The sequence below is a fragment of the Geomicrobium sp. JSM 1781026 genome (genome assembly GCF_041949955.1).
Taxonomy (GTDB): Bacteria; Bacillota; Bacilli; order Bacillales; family Marinococcaceae; genus Geomicrobium_A.
Genome location: NZ_JBHFQF010000002.1, coordinates 283830 through 306002 on the forward strand (window position 1 = coordinate 283830; position 22173 = coordinate 306002).

At 46.0% G+C, this 22173-nt stretch carries 24 protein-coding genes; 13 read left to right on the forward strand and 11 right to left on the reverse strand.

Annotation, left to right across the window (positions count from 1 at the left end):
- Nucleotides 1–34 precede the first annotated feature (34 nt).
- A complete protein-coding gene (locus ACE1TF_RS04310; RefSeq protein WP_375014564.1) occupies nucleotides 35–607 on the forward strand; it encodes a S41 family peptidase in 573 nt (190 codons plus the stop codon).
- Here ACE1TF_RS04310 and ACE1TF_RS04315 read toward each other — a convergent pair.
- Nucleotides 604–798 (reverse strand): hypothetical protein, encoded by a 195-nt coding sequence (locus ACE1TF_RS04315; RefSeq protein ID WP_375014566.1) that lies wholly within the window; start codon nucleotides 796–798, stop codon nucleotides 604–606. The two genes, ACE1TF_RS04310 and ACE1TF_RS04315, sit on opposite strands and share 4 nt — an antisense overlap.
- A 5-nt stretch (nucleotides 799–803) precedes the next feature.
- Nucleotides 804–1358 (reverse strand): hypothetical protein, encoded by a 555-nt coding sequence (locus ACE1TF_RS04320; protein WP_375014568.1) that lies wholly within the window; start codon nucleotides 1356–1358, stop codon nucleotides 804–806.
- Between the two features lie 176 nt (nucleotides 1359–1534).
- Between ACE1TF_RS04320 and ACE1TF_RS04325 the strand changes: the two genes are divergently transcribed.
- Nucleotides 1535–2137: a TetR/AcrR family transcriptional regulator gene (locus tag ACE1TF_RS04325; protein ID WP_042400757.1), complete on the forward strand. Its 603-nt coding sequence runs from the start codon at nucleotides 1535–1537 to the stop codon at nucleotides 2135–2137.
- A complete protein-coding gene (locus ACE1TF_RS04330) occupies nucleotides 2130–2675 on the forward strand; it encodes a DUF4256 domain-containing protein (RefSeq protein WP_042400754.1) in 546 nt (181 codons plus the stop codon). The genes ACE1TF_RS04325 and ACE1TF_RS04330 overlap by 8 nt, the downstream gene beginning before the upstream one ends.
- A gap of 290 nt (nucleotides 2676–2965) precedes the next feature.
- Here the strand turns inward: ACE1TF_RS04330 and ACE1TF_RS04335 are convergent, their stop codons facing one another.
- Together ACE1TF_RS04335 and ACE1TF_RS04340 are read right to left on the reverse strand one after the other, a co-directional pair.
- Nucleotides 2966–3532: an NADPH-dependent FMN reductase gene (locus tag ACE1TF_RS04335; protein ID WP_375014571.1), complete on the reverse strand. Its 567-nt coding sequence runs from the start codon at nucleotides 3530–3532 to the stop codon at nucleotides 2966–2968.
- Complete coding sequence (locus ACE1TF_RS04340; RefSeq protein WP_375014920.1) at nucleotides 3529–4599, reverse strand: LLM class flavin-dependent oxidoreductase; 1071 nt, start codon at nucleotides 4597–4599, stop codon at nucleotides 3529–3531. The genes ACE1TF_RS04335 and ACE1TF_RS04340 overlap by 4 nt, the downstream gene beginning before the upstream one ends.
- A 120-nt stretch (nucleotides 4600–4719) precedes the next feature.
- Here ACE1TF_RS04340 and ACE1TF_RS04345 point away from each other — a divergent pair, with 120 nt between their 5' ends.
- Nucleotides 4720–5076 (forward strand): winged helix-turn-helix transcriptional regulator, encoded by a 357-nt coding sequence (locus tag ACE1TF_RS04345; RefSeq protein WP_375014573.1) that lies wholly within the window; start codon nucleotides 4720–4722, stop codon nucleotides 5074–5076.
- A 35-nt stretch (nucleotides 5077–5111) separates the two neighbouring features.
- Here ACE1TF_RS04345 and ACE1TF_RS04350 read toward each other — a convergent pair whose 3' ends face one another.
- From ACE1TF_RS04350 to ACE1TF_RS04365, 4 genes are read right to left on the reverse strand one after another with little or no spacing between them, the layout of a single operon-like run.
- Nucleotides 5112–5633: a GNAT family N-acetyltransferase gene (locus ACE1TF_RS04350; protein WP_375014575.1), complete on the reverse strand. Its 522-nt coding sequence runs from the start codon at nucleotides 5631–5633 to the stop codon at nucleotides 5112–5114.
- A complete protein-coding gene (locus ACE1TF_RS04355; RefSeq protein ID WP_375014577.1) occupies nucleotides 5630–6100 on the reverse strand; it encodes a helix-hairpin-helix domain-containing protein in 471 nt (156 codons plus the stop codon). The genes ACE1TF_RS04350 and ACE1TF_RS04355 overlap by 4 nt, the downstream gene beginning before the upstream one ends.
- Nucleotides 6101–6119: 19 nt before the next feature.
- Nucleotides 6120–6467: a DUF6176 family protein gene (locus ACE1TF_RS04360; RefSeq protein WP_375014579.1), complete on the reverse strand. Its 348-nt coding sequence runs from the start codon at nucleotides 6465–6467 to the stop codon at nucleotides 6120–6122.
- Between the two features lie 15 nt (nucleotides 6468–6482).
- Nucleotides 6483–7046, reverse strand: a complete 564-nt coding sequence (locus tag ACE1TF_RS04365; protein ID WP_042400738.1) for a DUF2087 domain-containing protein — start codon at nucleotides 7044–7046, stop codon at nucleotides 6483–6485.
- Nucleotides 7047–7195: 149 nt separating this feature from the next.
- Here ACE1TF_RS04365 and ACE1TF_RS04370 point away from each other — a divergent pair, with 149 nt between their 5' ends.
- A complete protein-coding gene (locus tag ACE1TF_RS04370) occupies nucleotides 7196–8017 on the forward strand; it encodes an AraC family transcriptional regulator (RefSeq protein WP_375014583.1) in 822 nt (273 codons plus the stop codon).
- Between the two features lie 623 nt (nucleotides 8018–8640).
- Here ACE1TF_RS04370 and ACE1TF_RS04375 read toward each other — a convergent pair.
- Nucleotides 8641–10230 carry a PucR family transcriptional regulator gene (locus tag ACE1TF_RS04375; RefSeq protein ID WP_375014585.1) on the reverse strand — a complete coding sequence of 530 codons (1590 nt, stop codon included), beginning with the start codon at nucleotides 10228–10230 and terminating at the stop codon, nucleotides 8641–8643.
- 153 nt (nucleotides 10231–10383) lie between these two features.
- On the opposite strand from ACE1TF_RS04375, the gene ACE1TF_RS04380 reads away from it, so the two are divergent.
- The 8 genes from ACE1TF_RS04380 to ACE1TF_RS04415 all read left to right on the forward strand — a co-directional run bounded on the left by ACE1TF_RS04380 (nucleotide 10384) and on the right by ACE1TF_RS04415 (nucleotide 20624).
- On the forward strand, nucleotides 10384–11832 hold the full coding sequence (locus tag ACE1TF_RS04380; RefSeq protein WP_375014587.1) for a CoA-acylating methylmalonate-semialdehyde dehydrogenase: 1449 nt from the start codon (nucleotides 10384–10386) through the stop codon (nucleotides 11830–11832).
- A 21-nt stretch (nucleotides 11833–11853) separates the two neighbouring features.
- A complete protein-coding gene (locus ACE1TF_RS04385; RefSeq protein WP_375014589.1) occupies nucleotides 11854–13221 on the forward strand; it encodes an aspartate aminotransferase family protein in 1368 nt (455 codons plus the stop codon).
- Nucleotides 13222–13495: 274 nt separating this feature from the next.
- Nucleotides 13496–14731, forward strand: coding sequence for a Zn-dependent hydrolase (locus ACE1TF_RS04390; protein ID WP_375014591.1), 1236 nt, complete (start codon nucleotides 13496–13498; stop codon nucleotides 14729–14731).
- A gap of 91 nt (nucleotides 14732–14822) precedes the next feature.
- Nucleotides 14823–16193 carry an NAD(P)-dependent oxidoreductase gene (locus tag ACE1TF_RS04395; RefSeq protein ID WP_375014594.1) on the forward strand — a complete coding sequence of 457 codons (1371 nt, stop codon included), beginning with the start codon at nucleotides 14823–14825 and terminating at the stop codon, nucleotides 16191–16193.
- Between the two features lie 10 nt (nucleotides 16194–16203).
- Nucleotides 16204–17478 carry an NAD-dependent dihydropyrimidine dehydrogenase subunit PreA gene (gene preA / locus ACE1TF_RS04400; RefSeq protein WP_375014596.1) on the forward strand — a complete coding sequence of 425 codons (1275 nt, stop codon included), beginning with the start codon at nucleotides 16204–16206 and terminating at the stop codon, nucleotides 17476–17478.
- Nucleotides 17479–17493: 15 nt separating this feature from the next.
- A complete protein-coding gene (gene hydA / locus ACE1TF_RS04405; RefSeq protein ID WP_375014598.1) occupies nucleotides 17494–18906 on the forward strand; it encodes a dihydropyrimidinase in 1413 nt (470 codons plus the stop codon).
- A 45-nt stretch (nucleotides 18907–18951) separates the two neighbouring features.
- Complete coding sequence (locus ACE1TF_RS04410) at nucleotides 18952–20412, forward strand: NCS1 family transporter (RefSeq protein WP_375014600.1); 1461 nt, start codon at nucleotides 18952–18954, stop codon at nucleotides 20410–20412.
- Nucleotides 20413–20417: 5 nt separating this feature from the next.
- Nucleotides 20418–20624, forward strand: coding sequence for a hypothetical protein (locus tag ACE1TF_RS04415; protein ID WP_042400723.1), 207 nt, complete (start codon nucleotides 20418–20420; stop codon nucleotides 20622–20624).
- 767 nt (nucleotides 20625–21391) lie between these two features.
- On the opposite strand, the gene ACE1TF_RS04420 is transcribed toward ACE1TF_RS04415, so the two are convergent.
- The gene (locus ACE1TF_RS04420; RefSeq protein WP_375014602.1) at nucleotides 21392–21859 is read right to left on the reverse strand and encodes a hypothetical protein; all 468 of its coding nucleotides are present in this window, start codon (nucleotides 21857–21859) and stop codon (nucleotides 21392–21394) included.
- Nucleotides 21856–22071: a helix-turn-helix transcriptional regulator gene (locus ACE1TF_RS04425; protein WP_375014604.1), complete on the reverse strand. Its 216-nt coding sequence runs from the start codon at nucleotides 22069–22071 to the stop codon at nucleotides 21856–21858. The genes ACE1TF_RS04420 and ACE1TF_RS04425 overlap by 4 nt, the downstream gene beginning before the upstream one ends.
- Between the last annotated feature and the right edge of the window lie 102 nt (nucleotides 22072–22173).

The following is a 22173-nucleotide window of genomic DNA, read 5'->3' on the forward strand; positions in this document are numbered from 1 at the left end:
AGATGTTAGTTTTCATCCATTATTGGATTATGTAATGCCAATTGAAGGCGTTGAGCTGTACGATGAATCGGAGATGAGTGAGTACTTTTGTACAGAGAACAACACCGATCGAATGGTTCATTTTTTACACGAGCAATTGGAATCTGTTAAAGATCCGGGAACGGTCGACATATTGACGTTCGTGATTCGTGAATGGGAGCGTCACCGCGGAGCAGGTTTTGTTAATTTCGATCATCAACAGGTTATTCCAAACACATTTATACGAGGACGTAGCGATGGGCCCGAGTGCATCGTTCTTTTAACAGACATCATGTGTGGGAGTTCTGGCGATTCATTTGTTGAAACGTGCAAAAAGTCTAGCAAAGTGACGGTGATGGGGCGTGCGACGCTCGGGTTAAATGATTACGCAAACATTGTGACCGAAGACGTCGGCGAAGGATTTGAGCTCATGTATGCGACATCGAGGTTGAAGCGGATTGATGAAGGAAAAGGGATGACGGGTGTAGGGATTGTGCCCGATATCCATATCCCTTGGACACCAGACCATATCCATACAGATGTTGATCTACATCGTGCGATTCAGTTTTTGAACCAGTCATTCAGTTAGTTGTTGTTTTCTGGCTTTTTACCAATAGACGTACCGAGAATTCCTATAATTAATAGGATGATGGATGGTACGGATAACGTGTCAAACGAGTGACCACCGGGAATGTCTGGCAAGCTGTCAATTTGTTCTACGAGTCTAAAGCCAGTGAGTATGAGCCCTACTATAAGCATCAGTTGGAATACACGATACATGGAAATCAACCTTTCTTCTGAAAAATATACGTTGCGGAAATGATCGTATCAACGATGAAAAAGATGACCCAAATCATGGCGACGGAGTAGAACGTTTCGTTCGCATAGGGGGTAGGCTCGTAACTTTCGCTACCGAACCAGTCTATGTCCAGCGTGAACAACTCGTTCACCTGAACACCACTCAAAACGAGAAACGACACTTGAGCGACAATGAATACGGCGAGGTGCAGGAGCCAAGTGAATGTGTAATATTTCGCTTGAAAACGAGGGTCCTTATGCTTCTCCATCTCTTCGTAGTCTTTTTTTGTTAGCAAGTTGGCTGCGTCAATTCGCTTTCGCATCCACCGGTCCAGACGCTTGAAATCATGATAACCAAATGTGATGGCGTACAAAACGAATAGCGTCACGATAATTTGAAACGCGGAAATTTCACCTGTTTGGCTGTATACATACCAAGCAAGCCATGCTTCAAGAAATGTCAGCAAGATAAATCCGATAAGAAAGAAGACGCTGAATGAAGGTTTTCTTATGATATAGCGGACAACAGCAAATGCAATCAATGAGAGCAATCCGAATATTTCGATTGCGATGAAGATTACCCATTGAAAAGTAATGAGTAAATCAGAAATGAGGATCACCTCTTTTTATAATTCAATTGAGTTAAAATAAAAATACCATGAAATGAATTAGTGTGCAATGATTTAACTCAACTGAATGAAAATGATATACTTGCTGTATGCCAAAAATAGTTGATCATGACCAAAGAAGAAAACAAATTGCTGAAACGACGTGGGAAGTCATTCGTGAACGTGGGATATCGCAGGCGACGACAAGAAACATCGCATCTCGAGCAGGGTTGTCGCAAGGGGCACTCAGACACTATTTCCCAAAGCATACGGATTTAATGATGTTTGCGATGGACTTAGTTATTGAACGTGTGACCGAGCGGTTACAATCGTTGGATCAAAAAGGATTAGCGCCGCTTGAGAAAGTGGTTGAATATTTGACAGAATTACTCCCGACGAATGATGCCAAGATGTTAGAAATGGAAGTTTGGTTTGCCTTCGTGTCCCATGCTCGCTCAAGTTCAGAGCTGGATGTTCAGTACGGTCATTTGCAAACGGCAGTAAAAGACGTGATTGTATTTCTCGACAACCAAGGAATACTACATCCTGATTTGAACGTTGCATTCGAACAAGAAAAATTGTACGCGTTTATTAACGGGCTAGCTCTTAATTTATATTTGGAGCCGGGAGTAAGAACAGAGAGTCAAATCAAAGAAATGATCGTAGATGACGTAAAAAAACGAATGGTTAACAAGGAGAGAACAGATGACTGATAACAATCAAGAAGAGATGGTGAGCCTGTTAGCTGAACGGTTCGACGCAAACATGCACCGACATGAAGGGATGGAATGGGAAGTGGTTCGAGAAAGAATCACACGTGACCCGAAGCACCTTTTGGCGCTCCGGACCATGGAAGATACAGGAGGTGAGCCTGATGTGATCGGCTACGACGAAACGTCAGACACGTACACGTTCGTCGATTGCTCTAAAGAAAGTCCAAAAGGCAGAAGAAGCGCCTGTTATGACAAACAGGCTCTCGAGTCACGAAAGAAGTTTCCGCCGAAACACAATGCGATCGATGCCGCCGCTGAAATTGGGATTACCATTCTTACTGAGGAAGAATACCGGGCGTTGCAACAAGTTGAAGTGGTGGACACAAAAACATCCAGCTGGATTCATACCCCTGCAGATATTCGAGAACGGGGCGGGGCACTCTTCGCAGATTATCGGTACGGGCATGTGTTTATCTATCATAACGGTGCTGAGTCATACTACGGGGCGCGCGGCTTTCGTGGGAAGCTAAATGTGTAATGAAAAGAGGTCACCTTCGGTTGTAAGGTGGCCTCTTTTCATGTTTCATACTATCGATCCGCTGAGTTTATCGGCGGTGGGCTACCAGAAACTGAGAGTGGAGTACCGAAAATGTGCGTTTATCGGTAGTGGGCTACCAGAAACTGGGTGTGGAGTACCGAAATCATAAGTTCATCGGCAGTTATCTACCACTAACTGGAAATAAAATACCGAAAACGCGCACATATCGGCGTTAGGCTACCAAAAAACGGTAATTAACCACCAATCGGTATAATCCGAGCCGTGCGGCGCTAGAAATCGTATTGATCGTCTTTTTTCTGAAGCATTTCTTGATACGTTTCGGCGAGGAGCATCGTATCTTCGACGAGGTTCTGTAAGCGAAAATGAACATCGTCGTTGACGATTTCTTTTTGATGAAAATCTTTCTCTTCAATGAAAACGAAGTTCTGCGACACATTCGCTTTCATGTACGTTAGAATGGGCCGGAGTTGTTGTTCGGCGATTAGGTAATGCTTTGGGGAACCGGCGGTGACGACGATGCTGACGGTTTTGTTTTCTAATGCCCGTTCGGGTAGAAGGTCAAAGACATTTTTCAATGAACCAGGTATGGATGCTTGAAAGATCGGCGTTCCAATAATCAAGACATCGGCATCCATGATCGCCCGAGTGACGTGCTGTGTATCGCCTTCGTAATCGAGGAAATGACGTCCATCACTCCAGGCGAGATCTACGCTGGCGAGGTCAATTGTTGTCGCCTCTGCATTAGGGTAGCTTTCTTCGAGTACGCGCATCGTCTCCGCCATAGCTGTTCGTGTTTTGGAACCGATTCTTGAGCCAGATATACCTACGACTTTCATGATGTGCCTCCCGGTTGTTGTTTTGTATACTTGCGAATCGCTGGCAAGATCTCAGTGCCGATTAATTCGATATTTTTCTTGAGCTTATCGAGAGGAACACCGCCGAAATCCATCTGTCCAATAAACCGCTGGTTTCCAAACATCTCGTGCTGGTAGAGAATCTTTTCAATCACTTGTTGGGGGCTGCCGACATTGATAACACTTCGAAGGTCGCCACTTTGCGCGAAGGCTTGTTTTGGGAAGCCACGTCCGTTTGTTCTTTTCATCCCTTCATTAATGTGAGGGTAGTATTCTCGCTGGGCTTCACTCGTCGTCTCAGCGGTATAGAAGAAGCCCGCAGTAGACACTGGAAGCGTGCTCGGATCATGGCCATTCTCACTGGCAGCCTCGCGATAAGCATCGATCGTTTGCTTGAATTGGGAAGCGGCACCGCCTAAATGAGCAAGGAAAATTGGCACGCCAGCATAACCGGCTTTAATGGCGCTCGCAGGCGAACCACCTACAGCACGCCAAATCGGCAGCCGGTCCTGGTAGGCGCGAGGAATAACTTGTACGTTTTCCAACGCGGGTCGGAATTTCCCGCTCCAATTCACCGTTTCTTGCTCATTAATTTGGCGAAGTAACGCGAGCTTCTCTTCGTATAACTCTTCATAATCATTCAGGTCATACCCGAGCAATTCGTAGAGCCCGATTCGTGAAGCTCTGCCGGCAATCAGTTCGGTCCTTCCTCCCGAAATCAAATCAATGGTCGCGAAATCTTCATATACACGCACGGGATCGAGCGTACTAATAATCGTTGAACTGCTCGCAATCTTTATTTTTTCCGTCGCCTGTGCGATTGCTGAAAGCACGACGCTATGGGCTTGTGTTGCGAAATATTCTTGGTGACTTTCACCAACAGAAACAAAATCAATGCCCGCCTCTTCAGCGAGCTGAGCGACTTCAATGATTTCTTGAATGCGTTGTTTTGTTGAGATGCGTTCTCCACTTTCGGGATGTGGCAAATGGTCGCCGAGTGTATATAATCCAAATTCCAATCCGTTTGGATTGAGACGATATTCATTCATCATGACGAATCACCTTTCTTCCTGTGCGTTCTAATGTTAGTATGTGTGAAAGAAGCAGCTTTTGGAAGTACGCACTTTAATGTTCTATAGTATCTAAAAAGATACCATTGGAGGACTACGATGAAATTTGAACCCGACTTATGCCGTGTCGAAGACGCGCTTAATATTATTGTAGGCAAATGGAAGCCAATCATTCTTCTTCATCTATTGCAAGCGGGCACGCAGCGTTTTAGTGAGCTAAAAAGCCATATGCCAGGCATTACCCAGAAAATGCTAACGAAGCAACTTCGGGAGCTGGAAGAAGAAGATATTGTCGTGAGGAAAGTGTATGCACAAGTACCGCCGAAAGTGGAATATTCGATCACGGAGTACGGAAGAACGTTGGAACCGATCCTCCATGCGATGCATGAGTGGGGCACGAAACATCAAGAGCATCGTGAACAAAAAGAACGGAGCACGAAAACCATCCTAGAGTAGATCTACTCTAGGATGGTTTTCGTTGGAATTGAGGCCTACGAGGAGATCGCCTTTTTCATGATCAAATCGATTTGTTCTTCGTCACCCATGTAGAACGGGTGCGCTGAGACGTGGGTGAAGCCTTTCTTTTCATAAAACTGAATGGCGTTGTGGTTTTCTTCCCAAACACCGAGCCAGATGAATTGTTTGTCCAAATCTGAAGCACGTTCGATCGCCTTTTTGAACAGTGAGTTGCCTAACCCTTGGTTTTGGAATGCTTGGTGGATATAGATGCGTTCGATTTCTAACGCATCACCGCCCATGTCTTCGGTTTGTGCATCGTTTTGGTTAATTTTCAAATAGCCTGCGCGCTCATCACCGACAAACAAAAAATAAAATTCTGACGCTGGATGATCAAGTTCTGCTTGCAGCTTTTCGAGTTGATACGCAGTTTCAAGATAAGCATGTAAGTTTTCTTCAGAATTTTGCTCAGCAAATGTGTCGGTGAATGTTTCGATGCTCATCGTTTGCAATGGGAGTACTTCTTCTTTTGTAATGCGTGTAATCGTGACGGTCATCTTTCATCCTTTCTGCCGACCGAATCATACCAGGCAGTTTGTGGCCGATTCGCAGGATAGCCATGTTCGGTTCGATACTGTTTTCTTATACTCGTAAAATCGTGCCACTGTTTCTCGCTATTTGAATTGTTGGCGTGATGAACAACACAGCGAATCTGGTCTTCCACACACGGGTCTGTCCATACCCCTAAGCGAAGTTCTAGTTCATTCAGTAAAATTGCGGGGTCAGCGGTTTGCATCTCTTGTAGCGAATAGATGCGTAATTGGTATACGAGTTTTTCTGCGAGCTGATAACCAATGGATGGAATTTGTTGAAATTGCGAGAGCGCTTTTAGCTCTTTCGCCCGTTCTTTGGAAATGTGTAACATGTCTGCAAGTTCGGCTGTTGGGATCGAGCTCACGTCAGCGATGCGTCGTTTCGCTTTTCTAAGCTGGCGTTTTTCTTCTTCAGATAGTGGAAGTTTCACGTGCACCCCTCCAAGTCGTTTATTCTTTCATACTAGCACGAACCGGTTCAGGAATCATGACGACTTCTTGAATGAGGTCAACAGGAGGTTTGGATTCATCGATGCATTCCTCCCAAAACCGAAGGTGAGCATGGTCAACCCAATGGTTGGATTCTTCAACAGCTGTCCCACCTTCCCCTTGCACGGAATACCAATACAAGTATTCCGTTTCCCCGACAGTTTCGCTAAAAATCGTCTCCACATACATCTTTTCACCAACGAGTGTTTCGGTCACAGCTTCCATGTTCTGGTTGAGAAAGTCCATCCATTCTCGAACCGTCTGTGATTTCCCGGGTTTTACCGGGTATCGTGTTAATTCGATTTTCATCATTACCTCCAGTGATTATACCGGCCACATTTCCGGTGGATTCAGTTCATATAGATTGTCTTTACGGTACATAAAGTGTGTCATAATCCATTCTCTTCTGACGGTAGCAAAATCATCGTAAAAGTGCAGGATGTGTTCATTGATGACTTTTTCAGGGTAAACCTTTCCGTGCTCTAATCCACGAAGCATATATTCAAGAACAATTAATTTCTTTTTACGTTGTGCGGGGAAAGATTTAAGTTTCCCTGCTGAATCAAGGAAGTTGTTGAGTACTTGTGTCTTTTCAGCTTCTGTAATATCAAACATTCCGTCTCCTCCAATCTCAGTAATTGCCCGTGCCATTCGGTCTAAATTCTTCTCATTTAACGAGAAATAGATCGTATTTTTATGCCGTTGTTGATGGATGATATCGATTTCTTTCAGCTTTGCCAAGTGATGGGAGATGGTCGGGGGTTTGAGGCCAAGCTTGCCAGCTATTGCCCCGCCGTGTAGCGGCCCGCGTTTCAACAAGCTAATAATTCGTACCCGCGTTTTGTCTCCCATCGTTTTATGAAAATGTACAATTCGATCAAATTGCATACTAACCTCCAATCTAATTCGATTATAATCTAATTAGATATAAATTGAAATAGATAGGCGTAAAAAAGGAATCATGCACACGAACGCACAGAAAGACGGATGGGCAATGGGGTGTTTTGCTAAGCTAGATATTAAGGAGGTGATCGAATGTGGATGTGTTAAACCAATTCAATCGTGCAATTGACTATATTGAAGACAATTTGGACGGTCAAATTAATATTGAAGAAGCGGCAAAGAAAGCGTACAGCTCACCGCATCATTTCAAACGAATGTTCTCGCTCGTGACTGGAGTGACGTTCTCTGAGTATGTGCGCAGAAGACGTTTGACACTCGCAGCATTTGCATTACGAGCGGATGACGTAAAGGTGTTAGATGTAGCGATTAGGTATGGGTACGATTCGCCAGATGCGTTTACAAGAGCTTTTCACGCTATGCATGGCATCACGCCTCGAGAAATGAAAACGACGGAGAAACCGATCAAGGCGTACTCCAAATTAAGTTTCGACATTAAAATAAAGGGAGTGGAAGAAATGAATTACCGATTGGTGGAGAAAGATGCATTTCGTGTTGTCGGAGAGAAAGAAACCGTTGAAATGAAAGATGAAACGTTCGACCCTCAGCTTTGGGGGCGATTAGAAGAAGTGGAAGAGCGTGTCCGCTCGTACGATAATACCCCGTTCGAAGGACCAATTCATCTGTCAGTCACAAAAGAAGATGGGGATGTAGACTATTATATTGGCAGTGCCACCACTCACAAAACACCTGACAACTTAGCAGAAATTCACATTCCTGCAAACACATGGGCGGTGTTTCACGCGGAAGGACCGATGCCCGAATCGCTCTTAGACACGTGGTCTCGAGTGTATACAGACTGGTTTCCGACCTCAACGTTTGAGCTCGCCAAAGCTCCAGAAATGGTACGTAGTACGCAGACGCATACAGAAATTTGGATTCCAGTGAAGCAAGCGTAAGCGAAAAGGCTCGGTTTTCGATGGATAGCAATCTAGATCGTTAAGGGAGCGATCTAGATCGCTGATCTCCTAAGAAATCCCAAAAACCGAGCGAGCATCGCCACCTCCGGTGCCGAAAACAGTGAAAAACGATCTATATAAGTTGAACGAAAGAATTTCTTCAAGAATCAATGGTAAGCTTGGTAAAGTGGAAACTGTGCTCGAGTTGCGACAGAACAGTTCTCAAGTTTGGGGAAATCGCAGAAAAAGCGGTCTAATCTCATAAACTAGGGAACAGATTATCGGATCACCTATGCATCCTCGCCACAGAGTACCCACAAGCTGTCGGCGCGAGCCGCGCCGAACCGAGTTCGGTGTCGTTTCGGCCCCGGCGGGGCCGACGTGTCGTTGGCACTTTAGTCTGGAATCTGCGCGCAAGTTGGAACAAACTGCGCGCAAGTTTAGCGAAATGAGCGCTAAAATCGGTGAAAAGCGCAAACTTGCGCGCAGATGGGGGAAACTTGCACGCAGAACGGCCGTTCGTCGTGCCTGCATGTGCAGCAATGGGATCATTAAGACCGCGATCTAGACCCCCGATCTCCTAGAAACTCCCAAAACCCGAGCGGCCATCACCACCCCTTCCGTTACTGCACTTTATTACGAGATACGCCATTTAACTTGTACGCACTGATCGCCACTTCGGTGGCGAGTCGCAGTAGCGGTGTATCGGTGATTGGCAGACCGAGAAGTTCCTCGATGGAGTGTAACCGGTGGTATAACGTTTGCCGGGCAATATGCAATTTCGTTGCGGTTTGTTGCTTGGAGCAATTTTGCTCTAAGTAGATGTTTAGCGTATGGAGCAGTTCACTATTTTTGTCTTCATCATATTTCAATACTGGGGCCAAATACGTACGCACAAATTTTTCTAACGTATCGTCATCCAATTTAATGAGCAGCTGATAAATGCCGGTATCTTCATAAAAATGAATGGATCTATGCTCGTCTGTCGCGGTGATGTTGACAACGTCATCGGCTTCTTGATAGGCGCATGCCGCGTGTTGAAGTTTCGAATACGTTTGACTGGCAAAGATTCGAATCGGCAGTTGGGATTCGCTCGTATGAATGATTTTTTGAAAGCGGTCTTTTTCCGCGTCGCTGGATTCGAGATTAAAAGCAAGAACAATGTATGAATGGCTGCTGCTCGTCGTAATGACTGATTCAAATCGATGCTTTTGAAACAAGTAACGTAGAGACCGTACGGTCTGAAATTGCTTCGTTTGCCGATTTTCTAGAGACGTATTATCATCGATCATTTTAACGATGCATAACCGGAATTGCAGTTCTTCTTGGTCCCGACACACTTTATGCAAGTTTGTTCTTGCTTCTCGTTCACTCGTGAGCTTTTGGTTAAGCAGTTCATGAACCCAAGATTGTTCATTCAGAAGCCGGTTTTCCTCGGAATGAAAAAAACGGAGCAGATTTTGTGCAAGAACATTGGTTGCCCGTTCAAGTGCGAGCAAGTCAAACGAACGAAGAGGTGTACAATTCTTTATGAGAAGCAGACCCCACGTTTGTTCCATCGTTTCAATCGGCTTAATTAAGTACGATGCGTTCCTTTCTTCGTCGTACCATGTGCCTGGAGCTTCAGGCATCTCTTCGACTGTTTTTTGAATTCGGTTTTGTTCGTCTTTAAGGAGAGAAGGTAAAAAGTAAGCTTGTGTATCTTTTGGCAGGAAAATCAAATCTTTTCCCGTAACCTCTTGAAGTTTTTTTAGAATCTTTACGTTGCCGTGAACGTGTAGCGTAAATTGGTGAAATTCATTAGAAAGCTGGTCCAATTCTGCGAGCTGACGATGCTGTTCATTTAAAATTTCCCCATGCAAATCTTCGGTAATGTCGACAAATCGAACAACTTGTGTAAAAACGATAATCGGAAAGTGGTGGACATTCGCTGCTTCAATAATCTCTTCGGGGACCGAAGGATAGTGGGCACTCAATTCAATACAAAGACAAGCGGCACCGTGTTCGATGAGCTTGTTAACATACTCCAATCCTTGTTTTTTTAAGGCGACAGCCGTACTTAAAATCATTTCATTGCCATGAAGCAATGTGTCGAAATTGAGGATCTCTAGCACATGGACCCAGCGAACCGTTTGCTGGAGGTTGGCGTGTTCATTGACCACTTGAGCATTTTCAAACGTTGGTCGTTGTAAAATTTCTTCAATTGTGAGCATGTGTCATATGCCTCCATGTTCATGATGTCAGTCAAAATCGAGGAAAGATTGGACAGTTTGTCACCTTATATTATGCAGAAAATTTGATATATTGTCTACAATGCATCGGCTGTATACACAATACGTATGGTCGAAGAACATGGAGGGACAATGATGACGACAATGCTAAAAAATTACATCGGTGGACAATGGACAGATTCAAGTCGAGAAGGTGAAGATGTATTCAACCCTTCAGACGGGTCAATCATTGCGCACACTCCGTATTCAACAAAAGAAGACGTAGACAAAGCAGTCCAAGCGGCCAAAAAAGCGTATGAAACTTGGCGAAAAGTACCAGTACCGGTGCGGGCGAGATACATGTATACGTACCATGAGTTACTCGTTGAACACCACGAGGAACTTGCGCGACTCCTCACGAAAGAAAACGGAAAAACATACAAAGACGCCTATGGCGAAGTACAACGAGGGATTGAGAACGTTGAATTTGCCTCAGGTGCTCCCGAACTTATGAAAGGCGAAATCCTTCCCGATATCGCAAATGGCATTGAGTCGGGTATGTATCGTTATCCTGTAGGTGTCATCGGCGGCATTACGCCGTTTAACTTCCCGATGATGGTGCCGTGCTGGATGTTCCCGCTTGCGATTGTTTGTGGAAATACGTTCGTCCTCAAACCTTCAGAGCGGACGCCACTGCTCGCGCAGCGACTCGCTGAACTTCTTTCAGAAGCAGGCGTGCCAGAAGGCGTATTTAACATCGTTCATGGAGCCAAAGACGTGGTAAACGGCTTACTCGAACACAAAGACGTAAAAGCAATTTCCTTCGTCGGGTCCCAGCCCGTTGCGGAGTATGTGTATGAAACTGCCGCGAAAAACGGCAAACGCGTGCAAGCACTCGGTGGCGCCAAAAACCATTCCATCATCTTAAATGATGCCAACTTAGAGAAAACGGTAGAAGGTGTGATGAACGGTGCATTCGGAAGTGCAGGCCAACGTTGTATGGCCACATCTGTCTGTCTCGTACAAGATGGCGTGGCCGATGAGTTTTTAGCTCAATTGAAAGCAGCGGCGGACAAATTAACAATAGGTAACGGGATCGATGATGGGGTTGACTTAGGCCCCGTTATTCGCAAAAGCCAACTTGATAAAGTGCACAACTATATCGAGCTTGGTGAAGAGCAAAATGCGACGCTCGTTCGAGACGGGAGAAAAGATGTTGAAGCTAGCACGAGTGGGTATTATCTTGGGGCGACCATTTTTGACCACGTCACGACAGAGATGACGATTTGGAAAGAAGAAATCTTTGCCCCTGTACTTTGTGTCATTCGCGTGAAAGATTTGACAGAAGCCATTGAACTGACGAATCAATCTGATTTTGGAAACGGTTCGGTACTCTATACGGCGAGCGGCTCAGCGGTCAGACAATACCGCGAAGACATTGAAGTCGGTATGCTCGGCGTTAACGTCAACGTTCCCGCACCGATGGCATTTTTCCCGTTTTCGGGTTGGAAAAATTCATTTTATGGTGATTTGCATGCAAACGGACGAGACGGCGTAGAATTTTTTACACGGAAGAAAATGCTGACGAGTCGCTGGTTCGATTAAACTTTTGAGAGGATGAGCGATATGGCTGACCAAACAAAGCAAAAAGAGTTGTATGAAAAGGACAAAAGGTATGTTTGGCATCATATGAAACCGTACCAAAATGATCAAAACCCGATGGTCATTGAGCGGGCAAAAGGAGCTTGGATTACCGACGTTGAAGGAAATGACTACTTAGACGGTATGTCAGGTCTTTGGTGCGTCAATGCCGGATACGGTCGTGATGAGCTCGTCGACGTTGCCGCCGAGCAACTTCGGCAAATGCCTTTTCACCCGTTGTCCAACAGTCATGTGCCTGCCATCGAACTTGCCGAAAAGCTAAACGAATGGTTAAAAGGCGATTATCGAATGTTCTTCTCCAACAGTGGCTCGGAAGCGAATGAGACAGCTTTCAAAATCGCTAGACAATATCATTATCAAAATGGAGAACCCGGTCGGTACAAGTTCATTTCCCGCTACCGAGCGTATCATGGCAATACCCTCGGCGCGCTCTCTGCGACCGGTCAGGCACAACGGAAGTTTCGCTATGAGCCGCTGCTCCCTGGATTCATTCATGTCCACGCCCCTGATGAATACCGGGCGCCTGATGGACAGTCCTTTGAAGAATGGAGTCTCGCTTGTGCCCGAATGATGGAGGAGACAATTGTGTGGGAGCGCCCCGAAACGGTTGCCGGTGTCATTATGGAGCCAATCATTACAGGCGGTGGCATCTTAATTCCACACCCTGACTATGTAAAAGAAGTGGAGCGAATTTGCAACAAGTATGGCGTTCTCCTTATCAATGATGAAGTGATCTGTGGATTTGGTCGCACAGGTGAGAACTTTGGCTATCAAAATTACGGCATCGAACCTGACATTGTAACGATGGCAAAAGGCATTACGAGCGGGTATTTGCCACTCGCTGCAACAGCGGTGAAACAAAAATATTATGACGTCTTTAAAACCACAGACGAAAGCGATCATTTCCGGCAAGTCAACACGTTTGGCGGCAACCCCGCCGCGTGTAAACTCGCACTGAAAAACTTAGAAATTATGGAAAAAGAAAATCTCGTCGCCCGTGCGAATGAACTCGGCAGCCGGATAAGACAAAGCATCGAGCCACTCACCGCCGAGCCCCACATTGGTCATATCCGCCAGCAAGGACTGCTCATCGGCATCGAGCTCGTCAAAGACAAGCAGGCGAAAACACCTGCAAGTAAAGAAATGGTCGGTGGAATCATTGCGGCTTGCAAAGCGAAAGGACTCATCGTCGGCAAAAATGCCGACACTGTTGCTGACTACAACAATGTCCTCACCCTAGCCCCGCCGCTTAGCATGACCGACGAAGACTGTGATTTGATTATCGAGACATTACAGTCTGTACTCAAAGATACCGCCATCGTTGCCCAATAGAACAAATCCTCGAGAGCGCTCTCGAGGATTTGTTCTTTAAGGAATGAGATGAAGAGGACAATGGAAAACGGATGTAGAAACAAGTAGTAACGAACATTGGCGCTTCCATTCTTCGATTTAATGATGATCGTATGGACACTTTGACTAACAAATGGATTCAAAAATAAACATTTTGTAACATGTACACGCTTTGGGATGCGTGTAGAATTGAAGGTATATTTAAAATTCAATAAATTCTAAACATGTAGTTTTCAAACGTAAGGAGGCGTGTCGCTTGAAGCAACAGAAATTGCTAATCAATGGTGACAGACTAAAACAATCACTAGAAGAATTCGCATCGTTTGGAAAAACGGAGAATAATGGTGTTACACGCTTGGCTTTATCAGAGGAAGACCGACAAGCCCGCAATTATTTTCGGTCGTGTTGTGAAGCGTTAGGGATGACGGTGAATGTTGATGATTTAGGAAACATGTACGCGACACTTGTTGGAACGGACCGTGAAAAGCCACCGGTCGTTATTGGTTCTCACTTAGATTCTGTGAAAAAAGGCGGGCGTTTTGACGGTGTGCTCGGTGTACTCGCAGGGTTAGAAGTCGTTCGAACGATTGTTGAGCACGGTGTTCAGCACGAGTCATCGATCGTCATAGTCAACTTTACGAATGAAGAGGGTGCTAGATTTGAACCGTCCATGATGTGTTCAGGCATTCTTTCTGGAAAGTTTGAGAAAGAAACGATGTTTGCGAAAAAAGATACGGAAGGGATTTCGTTTGCCGATGCGCTAGAAAACGTTGGTTATGCCGGAGAAGTGAGCCACCGTTTGCAACAAGCAAAAGCCTTTCTAGAGTTACACATTGAACAGGGGCCAAGTTTAGAGAGGGAAGAATTAAAAATTGGTGTCGTTGAATGTGTCGTCGGTATGGTCTGCTATGAAGTTGTTGTGAGTGGTGAGTCGAACCACGCCGGGACGACCCCGATGAATATGAGAAGAGATGCGCTGTTTACAGCGACCGATAAAATTGTTGAAGCGAGAGAGCAATTACAGAAGTTGGATGATGATTTAGTGTATACGATGGGGCGCATGAATGTTGTTCCGAATATTCATACAGTAATCCCAAATCGTGTTGTGTTTTCTATAGAAGCCCGCCATCAAGATGAAAAAACGATCGCGAGTGTCGAACAAATCATTGACCGTCTTGCGCAATCAGGAAGTGACGAGGCGTGTGAAGTAAGTGTAACGAAGCTTTGGGGACGAGATACTGTATGGTTCGATTCTGACATTGTTCATACGCTTGAGCAATCGGTCCAGGCGCTTAAATATCCGTATAAAAAGACGGTCAGTGGAGCTGGACATGATGCCCAGTTTATTGCGAGCTACATTCCATCTGCGATGGTGTTCGTGCCGAGCATTGGCGGGAAAAGTCATGATGAGGACGAGGTTACGCCTTGGGAAGACTGTGAGCGCGGAGTGAATGTCATTCTGGACAGTGTGTTGACGATTGCGACAGAGTAAACGTCCACTCAGAAATGTCTAAATATTCAAGTATTTTGTTAGAAAATCGAACACTAGACTTTTATTCTGAAAGAAAAGCAGGTGATCTTTGATGAGTACAGGGAATGAAATGTTGCTGGAGAAATTACAGGCGAATTTTAATGAAGTTGAGCCACCGCTCTCTCACCAAGAAGCGTTTGAAGAAGCCAGTCGTTGTTTGTACTGTTATGACGCACCTTGCATTACAGCTTGTCCGACGGGCATTGAGATTCCGTCATTTATTAAGAAGATCGCAAGTGATAATTTACTCGGTTCAGCAAGAAAAATTATGGAAGCCAATCCGGTTGGCGCGAGTTGTGCTCGTGTTTGTCCAACCGAGGAGCTTTGCGAAGGGGCTTGTGTGTTAAATGATTCCACACAGCCGATTATGATTGGGAAACTGCAACGATATGCCACGGATTGGGCAATTCATAATGAGAAAGTGTTGTTCAAATCTGGAAAACCGAATGGGAAAAGCGTAGGTGTAATCGGGGGAGGACCAGCAGGGTTATCGGCTGCACGGGAACTAGGACTCATGGGGTATGGCGTGACCATATATGAAGCCGAAGAAGAGGCTGGCGGTTTAGACACGTATGGCATTGTGTCATTTCGCCTGCCAAAGCGCGTATCGTTTTGGGAAGTGGATCAAGTGAAACAAGTAGGCGTCGATATTCGCACAAACACCCGCGTCGGTCGTGACGTTAGCTTAGAAGAACTCAAAGAAAATCACGATGCAGTTATCCTCTCCGTCGGCATGTCCGACGTGCCGATGCTTGGGATTGAGGGAGAGGAATTGAACGGTGTTCACGATGCCATTGAGTTTGTGAAACAAACGAAAAGTGGGCAACTGTCACAAGCGTTTGCTGGCAAAAAAGGCGTCGTTATCGGCGCTGGAAATACAGCGATTGATGGGGCAACGTGTGCGGTTCGACTCGGGGCAGAAAATATGAAGATCTTGTATCGTCGTTCCGAGAAGGAAATGACCGCTTATGACTTTGAGTATGAGTTCGCAAAGCAAGATGGGGTCGAGTTCCGGTGGTTAACGGCTCCGAAACGTCTCATCGGTGACGAAGCGGGCAACGTATGCGCCATTGAATGCGAGAAGATGGAGCTAGGTGAAGCCGATGCAGATGGGCGTAGAAGACCAATGCCAATACCGGATTCCACGTTCACACTCGAGGTTGATTTTGTCATTAAAGCGATTGGTCAAACTCGTTATACCGACCTATTAGAGCAATTTAATATCCACCATGATGGTGGGGTCGTGACGTTAAATGACGATCGCTTTGAAACGAGCGTAAACAATGTGTTCTCTTGTGGCGACGTTATTTTCGGTAAAGGTCAAGGTGAAGCGATGGTCGTTACTGCCGCGGAACAAGGCAAGCAAACGGCGTATCAAGTTCACGAGAAACTATCTGGATTACAAGCTGAGTCAACAGCATAGGAGGGGTATTATGGCAGATTTGTATACAAATGTAGCAGGAATCAAATCACCGAATCCTTTTTGGCTAGCAAGTGCACCGCCGACAAACTCAGGGTATCAAGTACAACGAGCGTTTGAAGCAGGATGGGGAGGCGCCGTTTGGAAGACGCTTGGAGAACCGATCATTAATACGTCGTCCCGGTTTGCTGCTGTTTCATTCAACGGACAGCGAGTAGCTGGGTTTAACAACATTGAACTCATTACCGACCGCCCGCTAGAAGTGAATCTACGTGAAATTGAAGAAACGAAGCTCCGCTTCCCGGACCATGCCATTATTGCTTCACTTATGGTCGAGCCCGAACAAGAGAAATGGCATGAAATCGTCAAGCGAGTAGAAGCGGTCGGTGTTGACGGCTTGGAATTAAACTTCGGATGCCCACACGGCATGGCAGAGAGAGGCATGGGGGCGGCCTCTGGTCAAGTACCAGAACTCGTGGAAAAGCAAACGTACTGGGTGAAAGAAGTAGCGCAAACCCCGGTCATCGTCAAGCTGACCCCGAATATTACCGACATTACCGTCACTGCAGAATCGGCTGTCCAAGGCGGAGCAGATGCGGTGAGTATGATTAATACGATCAATAGCCTCGCTGGCGTTGACATTCATACGTGGAATACCGTTCCGAATGTAGACGGAAAAGGCGCTCATGGGGGATATTGTGGACCGGCTGTAAAACCGATCGCCCTTAACATGGTCGCAGAGTGCGCGAGAAACCCGAACATAAACGTACCAATATCAGGCATCGGAGGAATTGGTGATTGGCAGAATACAGTCGAATTTATGCTCATGGGTGCGTCTGGTGTGCAAGTGTGTACGGCTGCCATGCACCATGGTTTTAGTATCGTTGAAGATATGATTGATGGCCTAAGTAACTATCTTGATGAAAAAGGTATCGGGTCGGTTCAAGAGATCATTGGCAAGACTGTACCGAAGTACTCCGATTGGGGAGATATGGACTTAAACTATCAGACAGTCGCTAGAATTAATAACGACGTGTGTATCAATTGCAATAAGTGTCATATCGCGTGTGAAGATACCGCACATCAGTGCATTGACATGTTAAAAGGCGACGACGGTGAACCGATTTTACAAGTTCGTGAAGAAGAATGTGTCGGCTGTAACCTTTGCTCCATCGTTTGCCCAGTCGACGGTGCCATCGACATGATTGAAAAAGACAATAACTTGCCGCCACTCTCATGGAATACACGCCAGAATGCCATTAACGCTAAGAGCTTAGCCAATTCATAGAAAGGAATGGTAGAAATGAAGAAGATTATTCGAAACGGAACGATTGTGACCGCCGCAGAAACGTATGAAGCAGATATCCTTATCGTCGATGAGCAGATTGCTGCAATTGGGAAAGCGTTTAATGAGGATGGAGCAGAAGTAATTGACGCCGCGGGCTGTTACGTATTTCCAGGCGGGGTAGACCCCCATACGCACTTGGATATGCCCTTTGGCGGAACCGTAACACGCGATGATTTTGATACCGGCACTGTTGCCGCCGCGCACGGGGGAACGACGACAATCGTTGATTTTTGTTTAACCGAAAAAGGCAAGCCGCTCTCTGAGGCGATCACGACGTGGCACGAGAAATCAAAAGACAAAGCGGTCATTGATTACAGTTTTCATCTCATGATCGGTGAGATTACCGATGACGTGTTAGAAGAATTGCCGGCAGTCATTGAACAAGAAGGCATCACGTCGTTCAAAGTGTTCATGGCCTACAAAAATGTCTTTCAAGCAGACGATTCCACGCTCTTCCAAACATTGATCAAAGCAAAAGAGCTCGGCGCACTCGTCATGGTTCACGCAGAAAATGGCGATGTGATTGATTATTTGACGAAAGAAGCGCTTGCGAATGGACAAACCGACCCGATCCACCACGCGCTTACACGCCCACCGTCGGTTGAAGGTGAGGCAACGGGTAGAGCTTGTCATCTGACGGCACTTGCCGATTCGCAACTGTATGTCGTCCATGTGACGTGTGAACAAGCAGTGAAACAGATTGAGGAAGCGCGCAAGGCTGGGGCAGATATTTGGGGGGAAACGTGCCCACAATACCTCGTTCTTGACGAAGAAATGATGAAAGGCCCAGATTTCGAAGGCGCAAAATATGTTTGGTCCCCGCCTCTTAGAGAGAAAAAACATCAAGATGTGTTATGGAACGCACTCAAAGTCGGATCACTGCAAACGATCGGTAGTGACCAATGCTCGTTTGATTTCGAAGGACAAAAAGACTTAGGCAAAGGAGACTTCACGAAGATTCCGAACGGTGGACCGATCATCGAAGACCGGATGAGTATTTTGTACTCCGAAGGGGTCGCCAAAGGCAGGCTATCTCTCAACCAGTTTGTTGACGTTACGTCAACGCGAGCGGCGAAGTTGTTCGGCATGCACCCGAAAAAAGGAACGATTTCTGTCGGTGCCGATGCAGACGTCGTCATCTTTGATCCAAGTGTGAAGCGAACACTGTCCGCTAGCACCCATCACTTAGCGGTCGATTACAGCGCCTTTGAAGGAATGGAAGTCGTTGGACAGCCTAAAACCGTGTTGTCACGCGGCAAAACGATCGTCGACAATCAAACGTTCGTCGGCACGAACGGTGCGGGTCAGTTTGTTAAACGCTCGAAATACGGAGAACCGTTGAAACAACAAGCAGCGCTATCAAAATAAAATAGAACGAGAGATTCGGAATATATCAGTAGAAAGGTAGATGGGATGAGTTCTAAAAGCAGCTATTTAAAGTCGCCTGATTTGTTTCCGATCTCTCAATTAAAACGAAAAATGAGCACGGTCGGGTTTGCCATTCTTTGGGTGAGTATGGCCGTCGTTCTCGCTGCATTTGCGATTGGTGGAGACGGCATTCAAACGTTACCCTTACACCTCGTCATTATCGCAACGATTATCGGTTCTTTAGGGATTGGCCTTTGCATGACGCTGACCGGGGACATCGGCATTGAGCATGGGTTGTCATTTCCGGTGTATATGAGAGCTCCTTTTGGCACGATTGGTACGCACATTCCTTCAATTTTTCGCGGGTTCGTCGCCTCATGCTGGTTTGGGATTAACACATTCTTCGGTGCCACCGGAATTAATGCCATTTTGTTCATGCTGTTTGGCATCGATCAATGGTTCATTTGTTTTCTCATATTTGCCGCATTACAGCTTTTTAATACAGCATTTGGGATCAAAGCTGTCGAGCGTTTTGCTAATCTTGCCGCACCCGTAATTGTGATCATTTCTGGCTGGATGTACATCGCGCTTTCATCACAAGCAACCGCCGCCGGGCGTGATGTGTGGGCGTGGGTGGAAGCACCAGCGGTAGGGATTGAAGCGGTGAGTGCCTTCTTTATCGTTGTGATGGCAACGATGGGGTTTTGGGGGACGCTCGCTGCAGATATGCCATCCATATCACGGTTTATAAAAGCGCCGAAGTACGAGCGGAGTTGGTTCAAACGCAATCGTGGTCAGCTGATCGGCAGTCTCGTCGCCATGCCGATCGTTCACACATTCATGGTCATCGTTGGTGCAGTTTCGTACATGGCTGTCTTCAATTCCAATCCTGTAGAAGCATTAATGGAAACGACCACAAACGGAATCTTGCTCGGCGTACTCATGCTCATGATCGCCCTTGCCCAATGGTCAACAAACACATCTTCCAATGTCATTCCCGCTGCCACCATCTTTTCAAACGTTGGCGGACCGAAAGTGCCATTCTGGGTAGGGGTCATGATCGCAGGGGCGATTGGCGTTCTCGTGCAACCGTGGAACTTGTTTGACATCATTGTACCGGCACTTCTTTTCGTAGGTGGCATTTTAGCCGCCATTGTCGGCATCCTCGTCGTCGATTATTACATCATCCGCAAACGCCGCGTGAACGTGACTGATTTATATGAAGAAACCGGACAATATCATTATTGGAAAGGCATCAACGTCGCTGGACTATTGGCGTGGATTGCAGGTGGAGGGGGTTCCCTCCTGTTCCCGTCCTATTCATTTATCATCGGTCTCGTGCTCGGCGGGACGGTGTATTATGTTCTCGCCAAATATTGGTGGTTTAAGCGCTATCCGCAAGCAGAACTGGAAAACCCAGATGATGACACTTATCTCGGCTTAACCGTTGGAAGAGACTGGACCGTGCAAGACGAAGAAGTAGAAACCTTCAAAGAAGCGAGGTGAACCCTTTGAACGAGTACGACGATTATGTAAAAGAAAAACAAGAAATTGATGACTATATTTTAAGAGGGTATCAGATCAATGACGTTCGCGAAGACTTGAGTGGCGCACTACTTACCCTCGTGAACGCCGATGGAGAAAGAGAAACATTGCGAATCGGTAACGCCGACGCCAGAAAATACTTTGCCGTTTTACTGCTAGATAAGTTGAACTAAAGAAATTCACTGAATCGGATGACCGAGAGGGGTCTTTGCGGGTGAGTGCTTGCATATTGCGTGTTGAAATTCATCTCGTTGCCGATTGTTGTTCGTCACTGCAAGGGTTGCGGGCAACAAGAACAACGTTTGCCGAAGGGTAAAAAGTTGTAACCAAGGCGCACTGCCTGGCACAAGCATGTGATGGTCGGTCACGTATGTGACAATCCAGCCCTCAAATCTGGCACTTTCGGCACGCAACTGTCACAAATCGCGATATTTGTGACAGTTGACGACGTTTATGTGCGCATTCACGTTTAAAATCATGATTTTTCTTTCTCAAGTGTCACAAATATGAATATATGGGGCATTTGGACTTCTTTCCACACACCGTAGCCAGGAGGCAGAAACGTGATGTCGCACTTATACTCTGGAGTACAAGCATCTGCCTGAAGTGGAAAGAAACAACAATCTGTGCAATTAAGAAAATGTTACGTTCATCCTATGTTGATAAGTAAGCAAAAAAACGGGTGCCTTAGAGAGGCACTCGCTTTTTAAAGGCTAGCACAAGTCGCTATCGCCGAAAGCGCATGAGTAAGGAGAAAGTGGTCTAGCGTTTGAGCATGCCAAACGGCACTCACCTCTGTGTAAATTTTATTTAGTGGAAATCTTCCCATTGACATATCAATGGGAAGATTTCTGGCTTCTATGGTGTGATTTTCGCTACGTTTGGATCAGACGGTGTTGCAGGAAGCTAGTTGAAGCAGACCGCCTCGTAAATCAATGAGTTAGAACGCATAATACGCCCGGTTCCAAGTGATGGCATACACAATCACTTGAACGAGAGGAATGAGCATGACGACCAACACAGGAAAATAGGGTAGGGTCGTCATCACGAGTGGATATAACGTAATGAGGGCACCAGCGAGCGGGACGGCATAGTACATACTTACGTAAGAAGCTCGGCTCGCTTTTTGTGTAATGGTTTTCTCTCGTTCGTCGGTTTCTTCAATTTCTGCCGGGAGCCATACCGATTTACGGTATGGGATTTTTTTCGCCCTTGCGATGAAAAACTGGACGGCTGCGAAAATGGCAATTAGAACAATAGGCATCAAGTCTAATGAAGCGGAAGCTGCGAGTGATGGTTGTTGAATTGAGCCTACGAATTCGTGGACAAAGTTAAAGATGGCAACTAAACTCCAGCCGAACAAAAATAACGTTACAAATGAACAAATGAGTCCCCAAACAATCTTCATGTCGTTTCCTCCTCTTTTTCCAATGTAAATATTTGTTCAACGGGTAATTCGAACACTTCTGCAATTCGCATCGCCAAGATGAGGGAAGGGGTGTAATTGTCTTTTTCTAAAGCGACGATCGTTTGGCGTGTCACGCCAACGGCCTGTGCTAAATCTCCTTGCGTAAATTGGTCTCTGGCACGGAGATCTTTCACTCGATTTCGAATTTTCATCGTATCACCTAGTTATTAATGTATGGTTAACTTTACTTTTTGTCAAGTTCATTATACATTTATTTTTTAAAATGATATACTAGGAATACGTGAAAGGGTGGG

Bases quoted from the DNA above. Each gene is read 5' to 3' on its own strand.
- ACE1TF_RS04365 (WP_042400738.1), bottom strand. From the start codon at position 7,046: ATGCAATTTGATCGAATTGTACATTTTCATAAAACGATGGGAGACAAA.
- ACE1TF_RS04410 (WP_375014600.1), top strand. From the start codon at position 18,952: ATGAGTTCTAAAAGCAGCTATTTAAAGTCGCCTGATTTGTTTCCGATC.
- ACE1TF_RS04425 (WP_375014604.1), bottom strand. From the start codon at position 22,071: ATGAAAATTCGAAATCGAGTGAAAGATCTCCGTGCCAGAGACCAATTT.
- ACE1TF_RS04395 (WP_375014594.1), top strand. From the start codon at position 14,823: ATGAGTACAGGGAATGAAATGTTGCTGGAGAAATTACAGGCGAATTTT.
- preA (WP_375014596.1), top strand. From the start codon at position 16,204: ATGGCAGATTTGTATACAAATGTAGCAGGAATCAAATCACCGAATCCT.
- ACE1TF_RS04340 (WP_375014920.1), bottom strand. From the start codon at position 4,599: ATGAATGAATATCGTCTCAATCCAAACGGATTGGAATTTGGATTATAT.
- ACE1TF_RS04335 (WP_375014571.1), bottom strand. From the start codon at position 3,532: ATGAAAGTCGTAGGTATATCTGGCTCAAGAATCGGTTCCAAAACACGA.
- ACE1TF_RS04315 (WP_375014566.1), bottom strand. From the start codon at position 798: ATGTATCGTGTATTCCAACTGATGCTTATAGTAGGGCTCATACTCACT.
- ACE1TF_RS04380 (WP_375014587.1), top strand. From the start codon at position 10,384: ATGACGACAATGCTAAAAAATTACATCGGTGGACAATGGACAGATTCA.
- ACE1TF_RS04350 (WP_375014575.1), bottom strand. From the start codon at position 5,633: ATGACCGTCACGATTACACGCATTACAAAAGAAGAAGTACTCCCATTG.
- ACE1TF_RS04310 (WP_375014564.1), top strand. From the start codon at position 35: ATGCCAATTGAAGGCGTTGAGCTGTACGATGAATCGGAGATGAGTGAG.
- ACE1TF_RS04325 (WP_042400757.1), top strand. From the start codon at position 1,535: ATGCCAAAAATAGTTGATCATGACCAAAGAAGAAAACAAATTGCTGAA.
- ACE1TF_RS04375 (WP_375014585.1), bottom strand. From the start codon at position 10,230: ATGCTCACAATTGAAGAAATTTTACAACGACCAACGTTTGAAAATGCT.
- ACE1TF_RS04345 (WP_375014573.1), top strand. From the start codon at position 4,720: ATGAAATTTGAACCCGACTTATGCCGTGTCGAAGACGCGCTTAATATT.
- ACE1TF_RS04330 (WP_042400754.1), top strand. From the start codon at position 2,130: ATGACTGATAACAATCAAGAAGAGATGGTGAGCCTGTTAGCTGAACGG.
- ACE1TF_RS04385 (WP_375014589.1), top strand. From the start codon at position 11,854: ATGGCTGACCAAACAAAGCAAAAAGAGTTGTATGAAAAGGACAAAAGG.
- hydA (WP_375014598.1), top strand. From the start codon at position 17,494: ATGAAGAAGATTATTCGAAACGGAACGATTGTGACCGCCGCAGAAACG.
- ACE1TF_RS04420 (WP_375014602.1), bottom strand. From the start codon at position 21,859: ATGAAGATTGTTTGGGGACTCATTTGTTCATTTGTAACGTTATTTTTG.
- ACE1TF_RS04360 (WP_375014579.1), bottom strand. From the start codon at position 6,467: ATGAAAATCGAATTAACACGATACCCGGTAAAACCCGGGAAATCACAG.